Source organism: Flammeovirga sp. OC4, assembly GCF_000812565.1.
Classification (GTDB): domain Bacteria; phylum Bacteroidota; class Bacteroidia; order Cytophagales; family Flammeovirgaceae; genus Flammeovirga.
Map to the genome: position 1 here is coordinate 51,093 of NZ_JTAM01000037.1, position 17,652 is coordinate 68,744.

General features: G+C 35.5%; 10 protein-coding genes. 3 read left to right on the forward strand and 7 right to left on the reverse strand.

Features of this window, described 5'->3' with window-relative positions:
- Positions 1-138 precede the first annotated feature (138 nt).
- A complete protein-coding gene (locus PL77_RS18230; RefSeq protein ID WP_044208525.1) occupies positions 139-2,484 on the forward strand; it encodes an arylsulfatase in 2,346 nt (781 codons plus the stop codon).
- A gap of 35 nt (positions 2,485-2,519) precedes the next feature.
- Here PL77_RS18230 and PL77_RS18235 read toward each other — a convergent pair whose 3' ends face one another.
- Both PL77_RS18235 and PL77_RS18240 read right to left on the reverse strand, forming a co-directional pair.
- Entirely contained in the window at positions 2,520-3,515 is a 996-nt protein-coding gene (locus tag PL77_RS18235) for a helix-turn-helix domain-containing protein (RefSeq protein ID WP_044208528.1), read from the reverse strand.
- Between the two features lie 166 nt (positions 3,516-3,681).
- Positions 3,682-4,455, reverse strand: a complete 774-nt coding sequence (locus tag PL77_RS18240; RefSeq protein ID WP_156152419.1) for a hypothetical protein — start codon at positions 4,453-4,455, stop codon at positions 3,682-3,684.
- Positions 4,456-4,640: 185 nt separating this feature from the next.
- Here PL77_RS18240 and PL77_RS18245 point away from each other — a divergent pair, with 185 nt between their 5' ends.
- Positions 4,641-7,001, forward strand: a complete 2,361-nt coding sequence (locus PL77_RS18245) for an arylsulfatase (protein ID WP_044208530.1) — start codon at positions 4,641-4,643, stop codon at positions 6,999-7,001.
- Positions 7,002-7,455: 454 nt separating this feature from the next.
- On the opposite strand, the gene PL77_RS18250 is transcribed toward PL77_RS18245, so the two are convergent.
- The gene (locus PL77_RS18250) at positions 7,456-8,451 is read right to left on the reverse strand and encodes an AraC family transcriptional regulator (protein ID WP_044208531.1); all 996 of its coding nucleotides are present in this window, start codon (positions 8,449-8,451) and stop codon (positions 7,456-7,458) included.
- 193 nt (positions 8,452-8,644) lie between these two features.
- On the opposite strand from PL77_RS18250, the gene PL77_RS18255 reads away from it, so the two are divergent.
- Positions 8,645-10,996, forward strand: a complete 2,352-nt coding sequence (locus PL77_RS18255) for an arylsulfatase (RefSeq protein ID WP_044208533.1) — start codon at positions 8,645-8,647, stop codon at positions 10,994-10,996.
- A gap of 73 nt (positions 10,997-11,069) precedes the next feature.
- Here the strand turns inward: PL77_RS18255 and PL77_RS18260 are convergent, their stop codons facing one another.
- The 4 genes from PL77_RS18260 to PL77_RS18275 form a co-directional block, all read right to left on the reverse strand.
- A complete protein-coding gene (locus PL77_RS18260; protein WP_044208535.1) occupies positions 11,070-12,146 on the reverse strand; it encodes a hypothetical protein in 1,077 nt (358 codons plus the stop codon).
- A 293-nt stretch (positions 12,147-12,439) separates the two neighbouring features.
- Positions 12,440-13,390, reverse strand: coding sequence for an AraC family transcriptional regulator (locus PL77_RS18265; RefSeq protein WP_044208537.1), 951 nt, complete (start codon positions 13,388-13,390; stop codon positions 12,440-12,442).
- Between the two features lie 155 nt (positions 13,391-13,545).
- Positions 13,546-15,162 (reverse strand): ABC-F family ATP-binding cassette domain-containing protein, encoded by a 1,617-nt coding sequence (locus tag PL77_RS18270; RefSeq protein WP_044208539.1) that lies wholly within the window; start codon positions 15,160-15,162, stop codon positions 13,546-13,548.
- Positions 15,163-15,430: 268 nt separating this feature from the next.
- The gene (locus PL77_RS18275; protein ID WP_172665897.1) at positions 15,431-17,629 is read right to left on the reverse strand and encodes an IPT/TIG domain-containing protein; all 2,199 of its coding nucleotides are present in this window, start codon (positions 17,627-17,629) and stop codon (positions 15,431-15,433) included.
- Between the last annotated feature and the right edge of the window lie 23 nt (positions 17,630-17,652).

A 17,652-nucleotide genomic window follows, 5' to 3' on the forward strand; every position in this document is an offset into this window, starting at 1 on the left:
AATTAATCACCTAAAAAAGAACATATCAATAAACAAAAACCATCAATTATGACTGTTATTTACCAATGAATAACTTTTTTATTCTAGTTACTAAAGCGTAAATCATCTCACCTTTGTGAAGTAACAAATATTGATAAGATGAATATTCGAAAAAAGATAAGTATTGCACTTTTATCTGTAATCGTTCCATTTACTTCACAAGCGCAACAAGTGAAAGGACTTACAGTTCATGAATCGGAGGATTCTCCAACTAAGCAATTAAATTTCAGAGAAAATAAATTAGATGAAGCTCCCAATATCGTCCTCGTATTGTTGGATGATGTTGGGTATGCTCAAATGGGGCATATGGGTGGACAAATTGAGACACCTGCATTTGACGAAGTAGCAGATAAAGGTTTAACCTACAGTCGTTTCCATACCACTGCCTTATGTTCTCCGACTAGAGCCGCTTTACTCACAGGACGAAATCACCATAAAGCAGAAACAGGTGCAATTATGGAAGTTGGTACAGGTAATGACGGTTATACGACATTACTTCCTCAAGAAGTCGGTTCTTTTGCCAAAGTGCTTCAACAAAAAGGGTATTCTACTTCTTGGTATGGTAAAAACCATAACGTTCCCAACTGGGAGTCATCATTTACGGGACCTTTTGATCGTTGGCCAAATGATTTAGGATTTGATTATTTCTATGGTTTCTTAGGTGGCGATACGGATCAATTCCACCCAGCCTTAGTAGAAGACCGTAAAAGAATCACTGCTCCTGATACAAATGCAGATGGTTCTGAATATCATATCACTACGGATATGGCGGATAAAGCAATCAATTATATTCAGTCTGTCAATGCCGTAGCACCTGACAAACCTTTCTTTGTCTACTTTTCTCCTGGAGCAGTTCATGCACCACACCAAGCACCAAAGGAATACATTGAAAAGTATAAAGGAAGATTTGATGAAGGATGGGATGTCTACAGAGAAAATGTATTCAATAACATGAAAGCAAAAGGAATCATTCCTGCTGATACAGAATTAACACCACGTCCTGAATCACTACCTGCTTGGAACACCTTAAATGAGGAACAAAAAATGGTTTATGCACGCATGATGGAAGTATTTGCTGCATTTACAGATCATACAGACGCACAAGTGAAACGTGTATACGATGCCATTGAAGATATGGGTAAAATGGACAATACCATCTTTATCTATATTGCTGGTGACAATGGTGCTTCTGCTGAAGGTGGAATGGATGGTTTATTAAATGAAATGGCTTACTTCAATGGTTTTCCAGAAAAATGGGAAGACAAAGTGGAAGCTGTAAAAACGAACCGTTTAGGAACAGAAGATTATTTTAACCATATGCCTGCCGCTTGGGCTTGGGCTGTCAATTCTCCTTACCAATGGTCAAAGCAAATCGCTTCACATTTAGGTGGTGTTAGAAATGCAATGGCAATCTCTTATCCAAAAGGAATTGAAGGAAGAGGTGAAGTAAGAACTCAGTTTTCTCATGTAACTGATATTGCACCTACTATTCTTGAAGTAGCAGGTTTAGAAATGCCAAAACAAATTGATGGACATACTCAAGTTCCTTTTGATGGTCAATCTTTAGTGTATTCGTTTAATGACGAAAAAGCTTCAGAACAACATACCACTCAGTACTTTGAGATTATTGGTAACTTAGGCATCTATCATGATGGCTGGTGGGCTGGAGCACTACGCACTATCCCTTGGTTGTATGACTCTGAAGATGTTTCTATCACAGACATGGAGTGGGAATTATATGACTTGAATTCTGATTTCTCTCAATCAAAAAACATGGCAAAAGAAATGCCCGAGAAGTTAGAATACATGAAATATCTGTTCTTTGCTGAAGCCGCTAAAGCCAATGCTCTTCCAATTGATGACCGCAGAGCAGAACGCTTCAGAAGTACTTTCCGTCCTTCTTTAACGGCAGGTCAGACTACTTTTAATTACCCTAATGGTTTAAGACTTCCTGAAGGAGCAACTCCTTTTACTAAATTCCAATCCCATACATTAGAAGCTTCTATTCAACCTTACAAAAAAGGTGATCAAGGGGTATTCATCACGCAAGGCGGTCGTTTTGCAGGATTCGTACTTAGAGTCGATAAAGCAGGATATGTTTATTATGAATATAGTAATACTGTTAATCAGTTCACTATAAAATCTAATGTTAGGGTTAAGCCAGGAACAACCAATATTTCAGCTAAAGTAGTGATGGATGCGAAAAAACCATATACTCCTTCTACAGTGACTTTATTTGCTGAAGGTAAAAAAATTGGTGAAGGCAGAATAGGTAAAACTGTTCCAAACTTATTCTCTCTAGATGAAACTATGGATATCGGGCAAGATACAGGAACTCCAGTAACTGATAATTATAAAGTGAAAGGTTCTAAGTACACTGGTATTTTAAACAAAGTGACATTAGAACTAATTAACGAGTTTAAAGATAATACTATTACAAAATAATAACCCACGTATTTGTAACAAATAATGTAGATAAGTCAGCGGGCCTCCTGCTGACTTTTTCTTGTTACAGAAGGTCGCTCCCCAAAATATTGATAATAACTTTTACTAAAGTGGGTAAGATCGGTAAAACCTAAATCAAAACTAATTGCCCCAAGTTCTTTTTTTGTTCCGATGACCTGTTGTTTTGCTTCTTCCAATCTCATGTGATTATAAAACTGAAAGACCGGTTTTTTATATACTTTTTTAAACACACGCTGTAACTTGGATTCACTAATCCCGTGCTTTAACGTTAAGGCCTTCAAATTAGGTACCTGCTTTAAGTCAGAAAGGATCTCATCTTTTATTCTGATCATTAAATTGATGTCATCGTGATGTACTCCAAAAATTACATTTTCAAATCCTTCATCTTCACTTTTATTTTTCACGATTGTAATAATTTCTATCATCTTCGAAAACAGCATCCCCCTTCTTGATCGTTCATCTTGAATATATTCATCCAACTCTGTAACTATCTTGTCCAAGCGAGGAGTCAGTGGTAAATAATAAAACCATGCATCCTCTTGTCTTATCAATTCCTTCAGTCTATTTTCACTATCATCTGAAAGTAAATAAAAAATATCTTCAGGTACTCTCGCAAAATACCACCTCATTTCTTGATTAATAGGATAATCAATCGAAAACTGTTGATTACTATTATACAGGTAAATTGAACTTTTCAGATTAGATTTTTGAGCTGATTCTGAAGTAAAGTCACCAGGTCTACCTATACGGATACTAATGTATTTTTTCTCTCGATTGGATTGATTAATGATTTTAATTGGCACTTTCAGTTTTAGACTAGTAAAACCACAAACAAGCCCAGGAAGGAAACTGTAAAAATAAGTACTCATCTTTCCATACTCATCATTGTCATTATGATACTCATTTTGAGAAACTTCTCCTCCAAAGTTTTTTTTCAACTTAGTGTAATAATCATGCAGGTTAGTTTCATCTCCATTAACAGTTAAAATCGTATGGTCAGTTCTTTTCATATACCTTATTTTTAGGGGCTAAATTTTAAATACTAATTCTAATTATTAACGATTACTTCATAAAAACGCTAAAGAAGTTTCCTTGGTAATATAAAAACTGCGAAATATAAATCAAGTCATGTATTTATAATACAGAGTACAAATTGAAACAGCATAGCTATAATAATCATCTAATACTCTTCAACTCATACCACACCATTATTTCTTCTTTAACCTCATCTTCTTTTAAATTCACTTTCAACAACTCTTTATAAGACATCTTTTTCACTTCCATACAATACTGAACCATCAACCAGTAATCATAATAAACTCTAGGAGCTACGGTTTTATCTTCAAAAAAAACTCCCCATTCATCAGGGGCAACCATTCTTGCACTTTCTATTCTTTCCATATTTTTTAATAGAGAATGCTGTCCTTTTCCCTGCCTTGCAACATACTCAGCATAGCCTTCCCATTTCCACTCGGGGTGTTTTGCTAGTGGATTAGAGTTCCAAAAACCGAATGCATTGAATTGTAAGCAATGTGTTAGTTCATGTAATAGTAGTTGTTCAAAGTTCCATTGATAACCGTGGAGTTCAATGATGTTTTGCTGTATATCTATGGCTCCATTTAAAGTGGCAATATTGTACATTCCCCATCCAAAAGCATTGCCCCATATCGTTTTCATGAATTGAGGATATAAAGCATCATTACCTAAACAAACCTTCAGCTCCAGCTTACTATCGTATAATTCACTGTCGACCAAAATTGAATCAATGGCTTTTAATCTTTGTTCAAATCGTTGATGTAATTCCTTTTCATGATAGATCGTATAATTCCCGATTTGTGTCTTTCGAGCATAAAGGAGATTGGGATTTAACATCGTTATGGTAATCGACACAAAGCCAAGTAGTATAAAAAGTAGTGTTCGAATTCCCCACTTTCTGATTTTGTTTTTCATGTAAAGTAGTTGTATTGGTACTAATATAAATTAGTGAAAATGGATACATATTCAAAGAATCCCTCAATTGTAGTATAAAAGCTACTTACCACCAAAATACTGTTTTGTACCAATTCAATATTGAAACATAACAATAAAAATGGAGTCTCCCCTCTTAATTTTGACTCTCAATAACTACAATTATTATGTTTACAAATACAAAACTAAAATCGGTATTAAGCACAGCAATCATAGCTACTGCACTACCATTCATGGCTTCAGCTCAAAATGTAAAGGGGCTGACAGTTCACGAATCGGAGGATTCTCCAACCAAAGAATTAAATTTCAGAGCGAATAATTTAACTGAAGCTCCCAATATCGTATTGGTACTTTTAGACGATGTTGGTTATGCTCAAATGGGTCATATGGGTGGTCAGATTGAAACACCTGCTTTTGATGAAATTGCGGATAAAGGTTTGACTTATTCAAGATTCCATACTACTGCATTGTGTTCTCCTACAAGAGCGGCATTATTGACAGGTAGAAACCATCATACAGCTGAGACAGGTATCATTATGGAATTAGGTACGGGTAACTCAGGGTATACGACTGAAATTCCTAATGAAGTAGGTTCTTTTGCAAAAGTACTTCAAGAAAAAGGGTACTCTACTTCTTGGTTTGGAAAGAACCACAATGTTCCTAACTGGGAAGCTTCATTTACGGGACCATTTGACCGTTGGCCCAATGATTTGGGGTTTGATTATTTCTATGGTTTCTTAGGTGGTGATACGGATCAATTCCACCCTGCCCTTGTAGAAGACAGAAAAAGAATCACTTCTCCAAAAACCAATGAGGACGGATCTCCTTACCACTTGACCACGGATATGGCGGACAAGGCGATCAACTATGTTCAGTCTGTCAATGCAGTTGCTCCAGATAAACCTTTCTTCGTGTATTTTGCTCCTGGTGCAGCACATGCTCCTCACCAAGCCCCTGCCGAGTACATTGAAAAATACAAAGGAAAATTTGATGCAGGTTGGGATGTTTACAGAGAAGAAGCATTCAATAACATGAAAGCAAAAGGCTTGATTCCTGCGGATTCTGAATTAACTCCTCGTCCCGAATCTTTACAAGCTTGGGATAGTTTAAATGATGAGCAAAAAATGGTTTATGCTCGTATGATGGAAGTTTTTGCTGGGTTTACAGAACATACTGATGCACAAATCAAACGTCTTTATGATGCAATTGATGAAATGGGCAAATTAGATAATACTATTTTCATTTACATCGCTGGTGATAACGGTGGTTCTGCAGAAGGTGGTCAAGAAGGAATGTTAAATGAAATGACGTTCTTTAATGGTATTCCTGAGAAGTGGGAAGATAAAGTTGCTGCTGTAAAATCAAACCGATTAGGTACTGAAGATTACTTCAACCATATGCCTGCCGCTTGGGCTTGGGCGGTCAACTCTCCTTACCAATGGGCAAAACAAATTGCTTCGCACTTAGGTGGTGTGAGAAATGCAATGACAATTTCATATCCAAACGGGATTGAGTCTAGAGGAGAAGTAAGAGAACAGTTTACACACATTACAGATATTGCTCCTACCATTCTTGAAGTGGCTGGATTGGAAATGCCAAGTGAGATTGATGGATATGCACAGAAACCATTGGATGGTACTTCTTTGGTGTACTCATTTGATAACAAAGAAGCAGAAGAAACACATACTACTCAGTACTTTGAAATTGGTGGTAATTTGGGTATTTACCACGATGGATGGTGGGCAGGTGCCATGAGAAATATTCCATGGGTATCAGGGTCTACTGAGCATGTTGAAATCACTGATATGAAGTGGGAACTTTACAATCTTAAAGACGATTTTTCTCAATCGAAAGACCTCGCAGAAGAGATGCCTGAGAAATTGGAATATATGAAATACATGTTCTTTGCAGAAGCTTCAAAAGCCAATGCTCTTCCAATTGATGACCGTAGAACTGAACGTTTCAGATCTTCATTCCGTCCTTCTTTAACTGCTGGTCAAACTGTATTCAAATATCCAAATGGATTGAGATTACCTGAAGGAGCTACACCTTTTACTAAGTTTATTTCACACACAATGGACGCCTCATTAAAAGGGTATAAAAAAGGTGACCAAGGAGTATTGATTACGCAAGGTGGTCGATTTGGAGGATTTGTTTTAAGAGTTGATAAAGCAGGTTATGTGCATTATGAATACAGCAATACTTCTGATTTATACAGCATTAAAACATCATCAAAAATTCCTGCAGGTACTAAAAACGTTGTTGCAAGAGTGATTATGGATGAGAAAAAACCTTATACAGCTTCTACTATTTCTATTTATGCTGATGGTAAAAAAATCGGAGAAGGACGTGTAGAGAAAACAATTCCAAACTTATTCTCTCTCGATGAAACATTAGATATCGGACAGGATACGGGTACACCTGTAAGCCAAAATTACAAGATTAAAGACTCAGATTACTCTGGTCAACTTAAGATGGTGACTATAGAATTGATCAACGAGTACGGTAATACTCAAACTTCTAAATAATCAATTTACAAGTTTGATAATTAAACTCATTGTAGACTACAACTTTCGAATATTTATGGTTTTTAGAAATCAGGAGATTTCTGATGATCTGTAAGACACGAATGTCGCTAACGCTTAACATTCGCGCTAGTGGGCTTTCTACCTAATTTATTTGCTAGAATTTCCACGGCCTTGAAGGGAAAAGCATCAAGAATTTCATGAAGTGAGCCGTTAAAAATGATTTTGCTGTTTGAGCATCTCAAAACGATGAAGTTTTGATCGAGTTATCCTTTCAATAGGCGAGAGAAATGGAATTTAGCTTTTGACTTCTAAGCCTTGAATTTTTTGCTTCTTTTTGTTTCAAGACAAAAACGAAGAAGAAAGAAGATTGAAGGTAGGACCTCAAAAGATTGCAGAAATTCTGATTGAAAGATTACGAATTTTTAGTTTACAAGTTTGATAATTAAGTTATTAGTTAAAAAGTCAGTGGATTTTCTGCTGACTTTTTTCGTGTTACAGATGGCCTTTCACCAAATTTTGATGTATACCTTTTGCTAAAATGAGTAAGATCGGAATACCCTAATTCGAAACTAATTTGGCTCAAATCTTTGTCTGAATTCATGATCATCTGCCTTGCCTCTTCTAATCGGTGGTGATTGAAAAATTGAAGTATAGGCTTCTTAAATACTTTTTTGAAGGTTTTCTGAAGTTTAGATTCACTCATTCCATAAGAAACCATCAAAGCTTTAATATCTGGGACTTTAGTAAAATCTGATAATAGCTCCTCTTTCAAAAGAAACATCTTATTTAAGTCATTTTTTTGAACCCCATAAACAATGTTTTCTAGACCATCTTCATAAGATTTCTTTTGTAGGAGAATCAAAATCTCTATCATCTTTGAAAACAGCATCCCTCTTTTGATAAGAGGATCTTGAATATATACATCCAATTCGTTAATAATCCGATCTAGCTGATCAGTCAATGTATCATAGTAAAACCAAGGTTCTTCTTTATTGATCAATTCATTGAGTTGGTCATTTCCAGGCTCGATAAATTTATTAATCATTTGGATTGGAATTCGGAGATAATACCATCGAATAGATTGGTTTATGGGGTAATCAATATAAAACTCTTGATTACTATTATAAACATATAGTGCGTTTACAAGTGTGGACTTCTTTTTAGTTTCGGAAGTAAAATTACCTGAATTCCCGATTCTAATACTGACGTACTTATCCTCCTTTACCGTACTGTTTAAAATACGAAATGGCATCTTCAATTTTAAGCTTGTCACACCACAAATCAACCTTGGAAAATACTCATAATATATCATATCAAGTGAACCATATTTTTCACTTTCAAGCATTAGATGATTCCCTTCAACAGTAGCTCCAAACTCTTTTCTTATGAATTCATAATAGGACAAGGGATTCGTTTCATCCGAACTTACTTCAATTATTTTTTCTTCCATGATTCATCATAAAATTAGGTTTACAAGATAATTAAAAATGATGTTTTCTATGAGAAATTAAATTGCAAAAACTATACATCGCAATAAAAATTGAAATCAAATCTGCCTCTTTCATACCAATGAATGATTCAATCATGCTATCATTCTACCCCTATTAGCCTCTACATTTGTAACATCAACAAACCAAAAAAGTATGTTTACAAGTAGAAAATTACACAAAATACTATCTGTTTTACTAATCACAGTTATTTTACCGATTAGTATAAAAGCACAAGAAGTAAAAGGATTAACAGTTCATGAGTCAAAAGATTCGGCACCTGCTCAATTGAACTTCAGAGAAAATAATTTACAAGATGCTCCTAACATTGTCTTGATTCTATTGGATGATGTAGGATACGCACAAATGGGACATATGGGTGGTCAGATCGAAACGCCTGCTTTTGATGAAATCGCGGATAAAGGTTTGACGTATTCTAGATTCCATACTACGGCACTTTGTTCACCAACAAGAGCAGCTTTATTGTCAGGTAGAAATCACCATAAAGCAGAAACAGGTGCTATCATGGAGTTAGGTACTGGTAACGATGGTTATACTATGAAAATGCCTAAGGAAACAGGTACTTTCGCCAAAGTCCTTCAAGAAAAAGGATATTCGACTTCTTGGTATGGTAAAAACCACAATGTACCAGATTGGGAAGCATCGTTTACAGGTCCTTTTGACCGTTGGCCAAATGACTTAGGTTTTGATTATTTCTATGGTTTCCTAGGTGGAGATACAGATCAATTCCACCCTGCCTTAGTTGAAGATCGTAAGAGAATTACTGCTCCTGAAACAAATGCGGATGGTTCTGAATATCACTTGACAACGGATATGGCTGATAAAGCAATCAACTATATTCAATCAGTAAATGCAGTTGCTCCTGATAAGCCATTCTTAGTATACTTCTCTCCTGGTGCAGTTCACGCTCCTCATCAAGCTCCTGCGGAGTACATTGAAAAGTACAAAGGTAAATTTGATCAAGGTTGGGATGTTTACCGTGAGCAAGCTTTCAACAACATGAAAGACAAAGGTATTATTCCAGCTGACTCTAAATTGACACCACGTCCTGAGTCATTACCGGCATGGGATTCATTGACTGATGAGCAAAGAATGGTTTATGCTCGTATGATGGAAGTATTTGCTGGATTTACGGAGCATACTGACGTACAAATCAAACGCCTTTATGATGCAGTGGAAGAAATGGGTAAATTAGACAATACTATTTTCATTTATATCGCTGGTGATAACGGTGCATCTGCTGAAGGTGGTCAGGAAGGTTTATTAAATGAAATGGCATTCTTTAATGGTATTCCTGAAAGATGGGAAGACAAAGTGGAAGCTGTAAAATCAAATCGTTTAGGTACTGAAGACTACTTCAACCACATGCCAGCTGCATGGGCTTGGGCAGTGAACTCTCCTTACCAATGGACAAAACAAGTAGCTTCTCACTTAGGTGGTGTTCGTAATGCAATGGCGATTTCTTACCCAAAAGGAATCAAAGGTGAAGGGGAAGTAAGAACGCAGTTCTCTCATGTTACAGATATTGCTCCTACAATTTTAGAATTAGCAGGAGTTGAAATGCCTGAAACTATTGACGGTGTTCACCAAGAAGATTTAGATGGTACTTCATTAGCGTACTCCTTCAATGACGAAGCAGCAGCCGAACAGCACACTACTCAATACTTCGAAATCTTCGGTAATATGGGTATCTACCACGATGGATGGTGGGCAGGTGCGTTACGTACTATCCCTTGGCAATTTGCTGCAGATGATATCGCTTTAACAGACATGGAATGGGAGTTATATAACTTAAAAGAAGATTTTTCTCAGTCTAAAAACTTAGCAAAAGAAATGCCTGCAAAATTGGAGTATATGAAATATATTTTCTTTGCAGAAGCGGCTAAAGGTAATGCTTTACCAATCGATGACCGTAGAGCGGAGCGTTTCAGATCTACATTCAGACCTTCGTTGACCACTGGTCTTACTACATTCACTTATCCAAATGGATTAAGAATTCCTGAAGGTGCTACACCGTTTACTAAATTCCAGTCTCACTCATTGGAAGCGAATTTAGAAGGTTATAAGAGAGGAGATCAAGGGGTATTAATTACACAAGGTGGTCGTTTTGCAGGATTTGTTTTAAGGGTAGACAAAAGCGGAAATGCATATTATGAGTATTGTAACTCGGTAGATAAATATTCTATCAAATCATCCGCTAAAATTCCTGCAGGAACAAAAAGTATCAAGGCAACAGTGATTATGGATGAGAAAAGACCTTATACTCCAGCTACGGTTACTATCTATGCTGATGGTAAAGAAATCGGCAAAGGTAGAGTTGAAAAAACGGTAGCGAACCTTTACTCTCTAGATGAGACATTGGATGTAGGGAAAGATTCTGGTACAGCCGTAACTTCCAACTATAAGGTAAAGAATTCGAAATATACTGGATTACTTAAGAGTGTGACGCTTAATTTAATTGATGAGTTTAAAAGCTTATCAAAATAATCTTTTTAAAATTTGACTGTTGGATAGCTCAAGGTAGAACATCTTGAGCTATCTTTTATAAGAAGAAGAATTCTTAGATACCAAATCGATATTGCATACCCATCATTACAAAATCGTTCCCTGTCCCTTTGCCGAATTCCCCTCTTAAAGTAAAGTTTTGGTTGACTTCATAATTAAACCCAAATTGAACACTCCAGTGATTGATAATGTCTTTTTGAATCCCATAATTAACATCAGAAGACAATAATCCTTCTACAGCGGTCTCAATTCCAAGTAGGATTTCATTCTGCTTTTCTAATTTCGCAATTTGAATTCTATCTACGGGATTATTAGGATCTAGACTTGCAATTTCCTCATTATTTGCTGTCACACGGCGGTCTATTTCTGGCAACAGTTCTGCCCCCAAATTAGGCAATGCTTTTTGAATAGCTATATTTCCGTTATTCCCTTTTTGATTGACAAAGCCTCTGTACATCCCCCCTACATATAATGCCAACATGCTTCCATTCTTAAAACGAATTCTATCACCTACACGAGCCGAAAGTACGGTAAATACAGCAGGCTGTTCTAACAATTCAGAGTAAGACCAAGTTATATTACCATCAATAGAGAAAAAATAATCTTTATAAAGTTTACCTACTATTGTAGAACCAAATCCATAAGAATCAGCAGAAAAATCTACTATACTTGTTATCTCAGGCAATGAAATCACAAGGTTTCCATCCTCATCAAACCATCTTGGCTGTAAAGAAACTTCTGTTGTACCTGTACTATTCGTATAAATACCGTAGACATTTAGAAATGGAAAAAGCCATATATCACCTCGTATATTCATCCCGCTAGTTCTTGCTATAGTATTATTGAAATTCAAGTTTTCCAAGGTCACATATTCTGAGATCAATTGATTTAAAGTTGAATTAGGATCATCCCCAATTGACATATCAAAAGAACTAATTTCAAGGTCCATTCTATTATAGACATAATTGACATTCAAGCCATAAGGTAACTGTATTTTATATCCTCTCTCAGCGGCTTTTTTGCCCCAAATAGGCATACTGTAAGGCCATTCATAAGGTTCATTCTCAATTTCTGTTTGGGCATACGAAGACAGAGCAAAGATTGCGAGAAAGACAGTTAATATATTTTTCATAATTAATGGTTTTGAATTGAAGAATAAGATGCTTTAAAATTCAAAATTAAGGGTCAAATTATAGTTCGTTAATTACCAATGTTTAAAATATAGGTAAACTACCTAGACGGTAATTAATAGTTCTTTTTGGATCTCTAATAAATATATTATTTTACTTTAAAAAATCATACGTATTGAAGTGCTTATTCTTATTGAAAATCAATAAAATCACCTTTGGATTTGAACATTGTTACGGAAACCTAATTTTATTATAATATTTCTGCTCAGCTTTACATTTTACAGCAACAGGATCATTACTTGCTTTCACGAACTTCTTCCGAAGGTCTTTTCCCAAGAAACTGCTTATACACTCTACTGAAATGTGATAAATCAGTATACCCTAGCTCAATCGCAATCTGAGTAAAATCATGATTCGTGGTTCTGATTCTTCTTTGTCCTTCCAATACTCTCTGATGATTAAAAAACTGTAGAATTGGCATTTTAAAAACACTTTTAAATCCTCTCTGTAGCTTAGATTTACTCATTCCTTTTGAGGCACTAAGCACTGCTACATTAGGGATTTTAGTGAAGTCGGCAATTATTTCATCTTTCAATTTTAGCATCGTGTCTAAATCATCAGGATGAATGTCATAGGCAATATTCTTTAACTTATTAGAAATTCCATGTGCTCTAAGTTTGGTGATTATTTCTATTCCTTTCGCTAAAAACAACCCTCTTCTCACTTCCATATCGTCCATGACTTTATACATTTCATTAATTAAAATATCAATCTCCAAAAGCATTGGACTATAATAAAACCATGGTTTAGGATTTGATATTAATTGATAGAAATCAGAGGACTTATCTGTCCCTAGTAAGTCGTAAACCTCTTTGGGGAAACGGATAAAAAACCAACTCATCTTTACATTTGGAGGGTATACTATTTTAAATTTCTGAAGATTGTTATAAATATAAATGCTATTTTTTTGATTTGCATTTTCATTGTTAAAGCCACCGATAAGGCCGATACGAATACTCACAAATTGACGATCAGAAACAGGGTTATTTTCAAACACCATTTCTTCATTTAGCTCCAACTCTGTAATACCAATATAAATGCTATTCATATATCCGAAAGTCAAAGATGTCAACTTTCCAATAGCGTTATCAAATGAAAACTCTTCTCCGTCCCAATGTCCATTGAATTGTTGGGCGAGGTGCTCGAAAAACAAAAGTGGATTAGATTCATCTCCTTTAACTATCATGCTTTTTTCTTCGTTTCGTGATCGTGTAAATGATGCTTACAATTTAAAAGATAATCTTATTAGTGACCAATCCTTATCTCCCCATTTTTTTTAAACAAAAAAGCACCAAAATGGATATACCACTTTGATGCTCTTAAAAGATCTATGATTAAATGCTATTTTGCATATAATTTTTCTCTTAATTCTTTGATTTGCTCAGAGTTAATATACTCGTCATACGGCATGTGTCTATCGATGATACCGTTTGGCGTTAATTCAATTACTCTGTTACAAACTGTATGGATTACCTCGTGGTCATGAGATGACATCAAGATATTACCAGGGAACTTGATCAATGAGTTGTTCAATGCTTGAATTGACTCTAAGTCCAAGTGGTTTGTTGGTGAATCTAAGATAAGACAGTTAGCGTCAGATAACATCATTTTTGACATCATACAACGCATTTTCTCACCACCTGAAAGTACTGATGATTGCTTGAAGATCTCCTCACCTGAGAATAACATTTTACCTAAGTAACCTCTGATAAATGCTTCTGAAGTATCGTGTGAGTACTGACCTAACCAGTCCACTAAGTTTAAGTCATTTTCGAAGAATTCACCGTGTTCTAGTGGTAAATAAGCCGTAGTGATTGTTACACCCCACTTGAATTCACCTTCGTAATCAGTGTCATTCTCATTTAAGATTTCAAATAAAGCCGTCATCGCTCTAGGGTCTCTAGAAATGAAAACGATTTTATCGTCTTTCTGCATATTGAATTCAACATTTTTGAAGACAACGTCACCGTCAATCGTCTTTGTAAGACCTTCTACTTCTAAAATGTTGTTACCTGCTTGTCTTTCTGGAGTGAAGATAATACCAGGGTATTTTCTTGATGAAGGTTGAATCTCTTCAACGTTCAATTTCTCCAACATCTTCTTACGAGAAGTTGTTTGTTTTGATTTAGCGGCGTTAGCAGAGAAACGAGCAATGAATTCTTTCAATTCTTTGATTTTCTCTTCAGCTTTCTTGTTTTGTTGTGCTTGCTGACGCGATGCTAATTGTGATGACTGATACCAGAATGAGTAGTTACCAGAGAACAATGAGATCTTTTGGAAATCAATATCTACAATTTGTGTACAGATTGAATCCAAGAAGTGACGGTCATGGGAAATTACCAATACCGTTCTGTCAAAGTTGGCCAAGTAATCCTCTAACCATGAGATTGTTTCCTGGTCCAAGTCGTTGGTAGGCTCATCAAGTAATAAGTTATCTGGCTTACCAAATAAAGCTTGTGCCAAAAGAACACGTACTTTTTGCTTACCACTTAAGTTAGACATTGTAGAGTAATGCAAGTCTTCAGAGATATGCAAACCACTCAATAAGTTGGCTGCATCAGACTCTGCATTCCATCCATCAAGATCCTCAAAACGCTCAGTCAATTCTGAAATACGGATACCATCTTTTTCATTGAAGTCCTCTTTTGCATAAAGTTCTTCTTGCTCTTTTTTGATCGCCCATAATTCGTCATGACCCATCATTACAGTATCAAGCACCGTACATTCGTCGAACTCGTGGTGATCCTGCTTTAAAACAGAAAGTCTTTCACCTTTACCAATAGATACACTACCTCTTGTAGGGTCTTGTGCACCATAAAGTGTTTTCATGAAAGTGGATTTACCTGCACCATTTGCTCCGATGATACCGTAGCAGTTACCTTCTGTGAATTTAAGATTTACATCTTGGAAGAGCACACGCTTACCAAATTGAACTCCTAAGTTTGAAACTGTAATCATTATCTTGTTATGAGTATTTCTAAATTAAGGTGCAAAAGTATGAGAATGTTTCAAGTAGTACAAAGAGATGGTATAAATACTTCTGAATGTGGGGAAATTTCTATAGAATTTTCCATAATTGAATCTATAATTCTATTTATAAATAGAAAATCACCAATGAATCAATAAAACTCATTGGTGATTTTAGATAAAAACTCTCCTAATATCTTTATAGTAAGTTTTTTATTACTAGGGATTAGATCCTTTTATAAACGGCTTAACAATACTGTTAATCTAATCCATTGGGGTCATAACACCACACTTCATTGGTTAATGTTACTCCATTTTCACTCATCTTACACCCTCCCAAAAGGTAGATTTTCCCATCTACTTCAAAAGCTGTAATCCCCATACCATACTCAATCAATTCAGTTTGTTTTTTATCTGCACTATGACTGTTATCGTCACCTTTATAGATCAACCCAAAACTGTTCGTAGTTTCATATCCATAACCTGAGTTCCCAAAGAATCCATATAAATTATCATTTAATAGTACTGAAGCACCATGATATCCCGTATTTCGCGTTGACAATCCAAAATAAACATCATTACCAACTACTTCTCCTAGTGCACCTCCCGCTCTTATCGGTATAATATGTCTTCGATCGACAACACCCATTTGCAAACCTAAGTACAAGAACGATGGTCCTCCATTATTTTTTACAAAATCTGTTAAACGAGGCATTACTTCCCAAGTGTTTGAAGCCTGATGGTATATCCAAGCCTCGTTATTTTGATGATCATTCAGAACAGGACTTCCTGATTTCACACCTCTTAAACCATAAGCAAGGTAGCCTAGTTTTCTAGTTTCATCTGAATATGCACTGACTGAGTAAGCGGGGTGTCCCGGGTAATTTGTGATTTCCTCCCAAGTATTTGACGCCGGATCGTAAGCATAGAAATCGTTAAAATTCTTGTCTCTATCATTAGGTTTATCATTAAACATATAAAAATCATGTGTTCCTAAACCTAGATACGCCTTATCTCCAATGGTAAATTCAGACGCTCTCACTCTACCCACTGCAGGGAAGTCCGTTTTCTTTGTCCATGTATCATTTTTTGTATCATACTCCCATATATCTTTTTTGAAACCACTTTTCTTGGAAGTTGCCCCCAAACCAAAATAACCTTTTCCGTTGACTGCAAATGCCACTCCTCCCCATCTTGCTTCACCAGGAAAGTCCTTCATTCTAGTAAAGTAGCCTTTATTTCTAAATGGAATTGTAAACTCATTAGAGAAGGTATCATTTCTTTGTACTTTAATCTTTAAATCTCTCAGCGGAATATTTTCATAACGTTCTGCAACTAAGTAATCTTTATAATTAAAATAAATCCGATTCCCCAAAGAGCTTACAGAATAAAATTCATCTGGTAATTCCTCTTCATCTACATAAAGTCGAAGCTTACTAGAACTATTTTCAATCAAGCCTTTCCCATATATATAAACTGAATAATTTTTTTCTGATAAGGTATCTAAAGACATAGAATCAATTTCAACATAAGGCACTTCGTATCGTTCTCCCAATAAAATTTCATGGCCATGTACCTTTAACTTTAGCTGTATATTTCTATCCCCGATATTGGTTGGAATTCTGCATTCAATCTTTGTATTAGTCTGTCTAAAATCAAACCCTTCCGCTATTTCTTTATTATTGGCAAACAGCTTAGTTGTCCTATATTCAGTACCGAAGTTAACACCTTCAATGACGAAGCTTTCACCACCATATAATTTCTGGGGAGAAAATGATAATACTTTTGGTACATTATAATCAAAATAAAGCCTATTGGACTCATATATATTGCCGTTCAAAATGGAAAAGTAAGAAGATGGTTTCGGGTCTTCTTCATAAAGCATTAGATCCTTATAAGTACCTTCATGATCTATATCTCTATCAAATACTTTTCCTCCTCTTAACAAAACTACTTCATCTAATCCTGCTTTATAAGCTATTAAAAGGGAGTCTCCCCAACTATATGACGGTTTATCTAAAGTCAGTAATTCCGAAAAATAAATGGCTCTATAAGGTGTAATCGAAGTATCAGAATAAAATACTTCATTTTCAGTTTTTACAAAACCTAAAGCATAAATCTCATTATCAATTACAAAATCATGTTTCTTAACAAGTGTAGTCTTTTGTACTGGGTATCCACTACTTGAATCCAAAAGGACCTTAAGACTTTGGTCTATATCAAAATTTTTATCTTGCGAAAAGAGCACTCCTATCTCTTCTACCTTGTGTTCAATAGGTTCTTCTATTTCAAATAATACATGAACGGAATCTTTTGAGATACGATTCAAACCGTAGAATCTAAAACTAGGAGGTATAATTTCCTCTGGAATTTCTTCTGGTTCTTCATCTAAAAGGTCATTTTCATTCTTTGAACAAGAGAAAATTCCAATCATAAGAATTAATATAAAAAATCTCATGACCAACTGTTTTGATAAATATG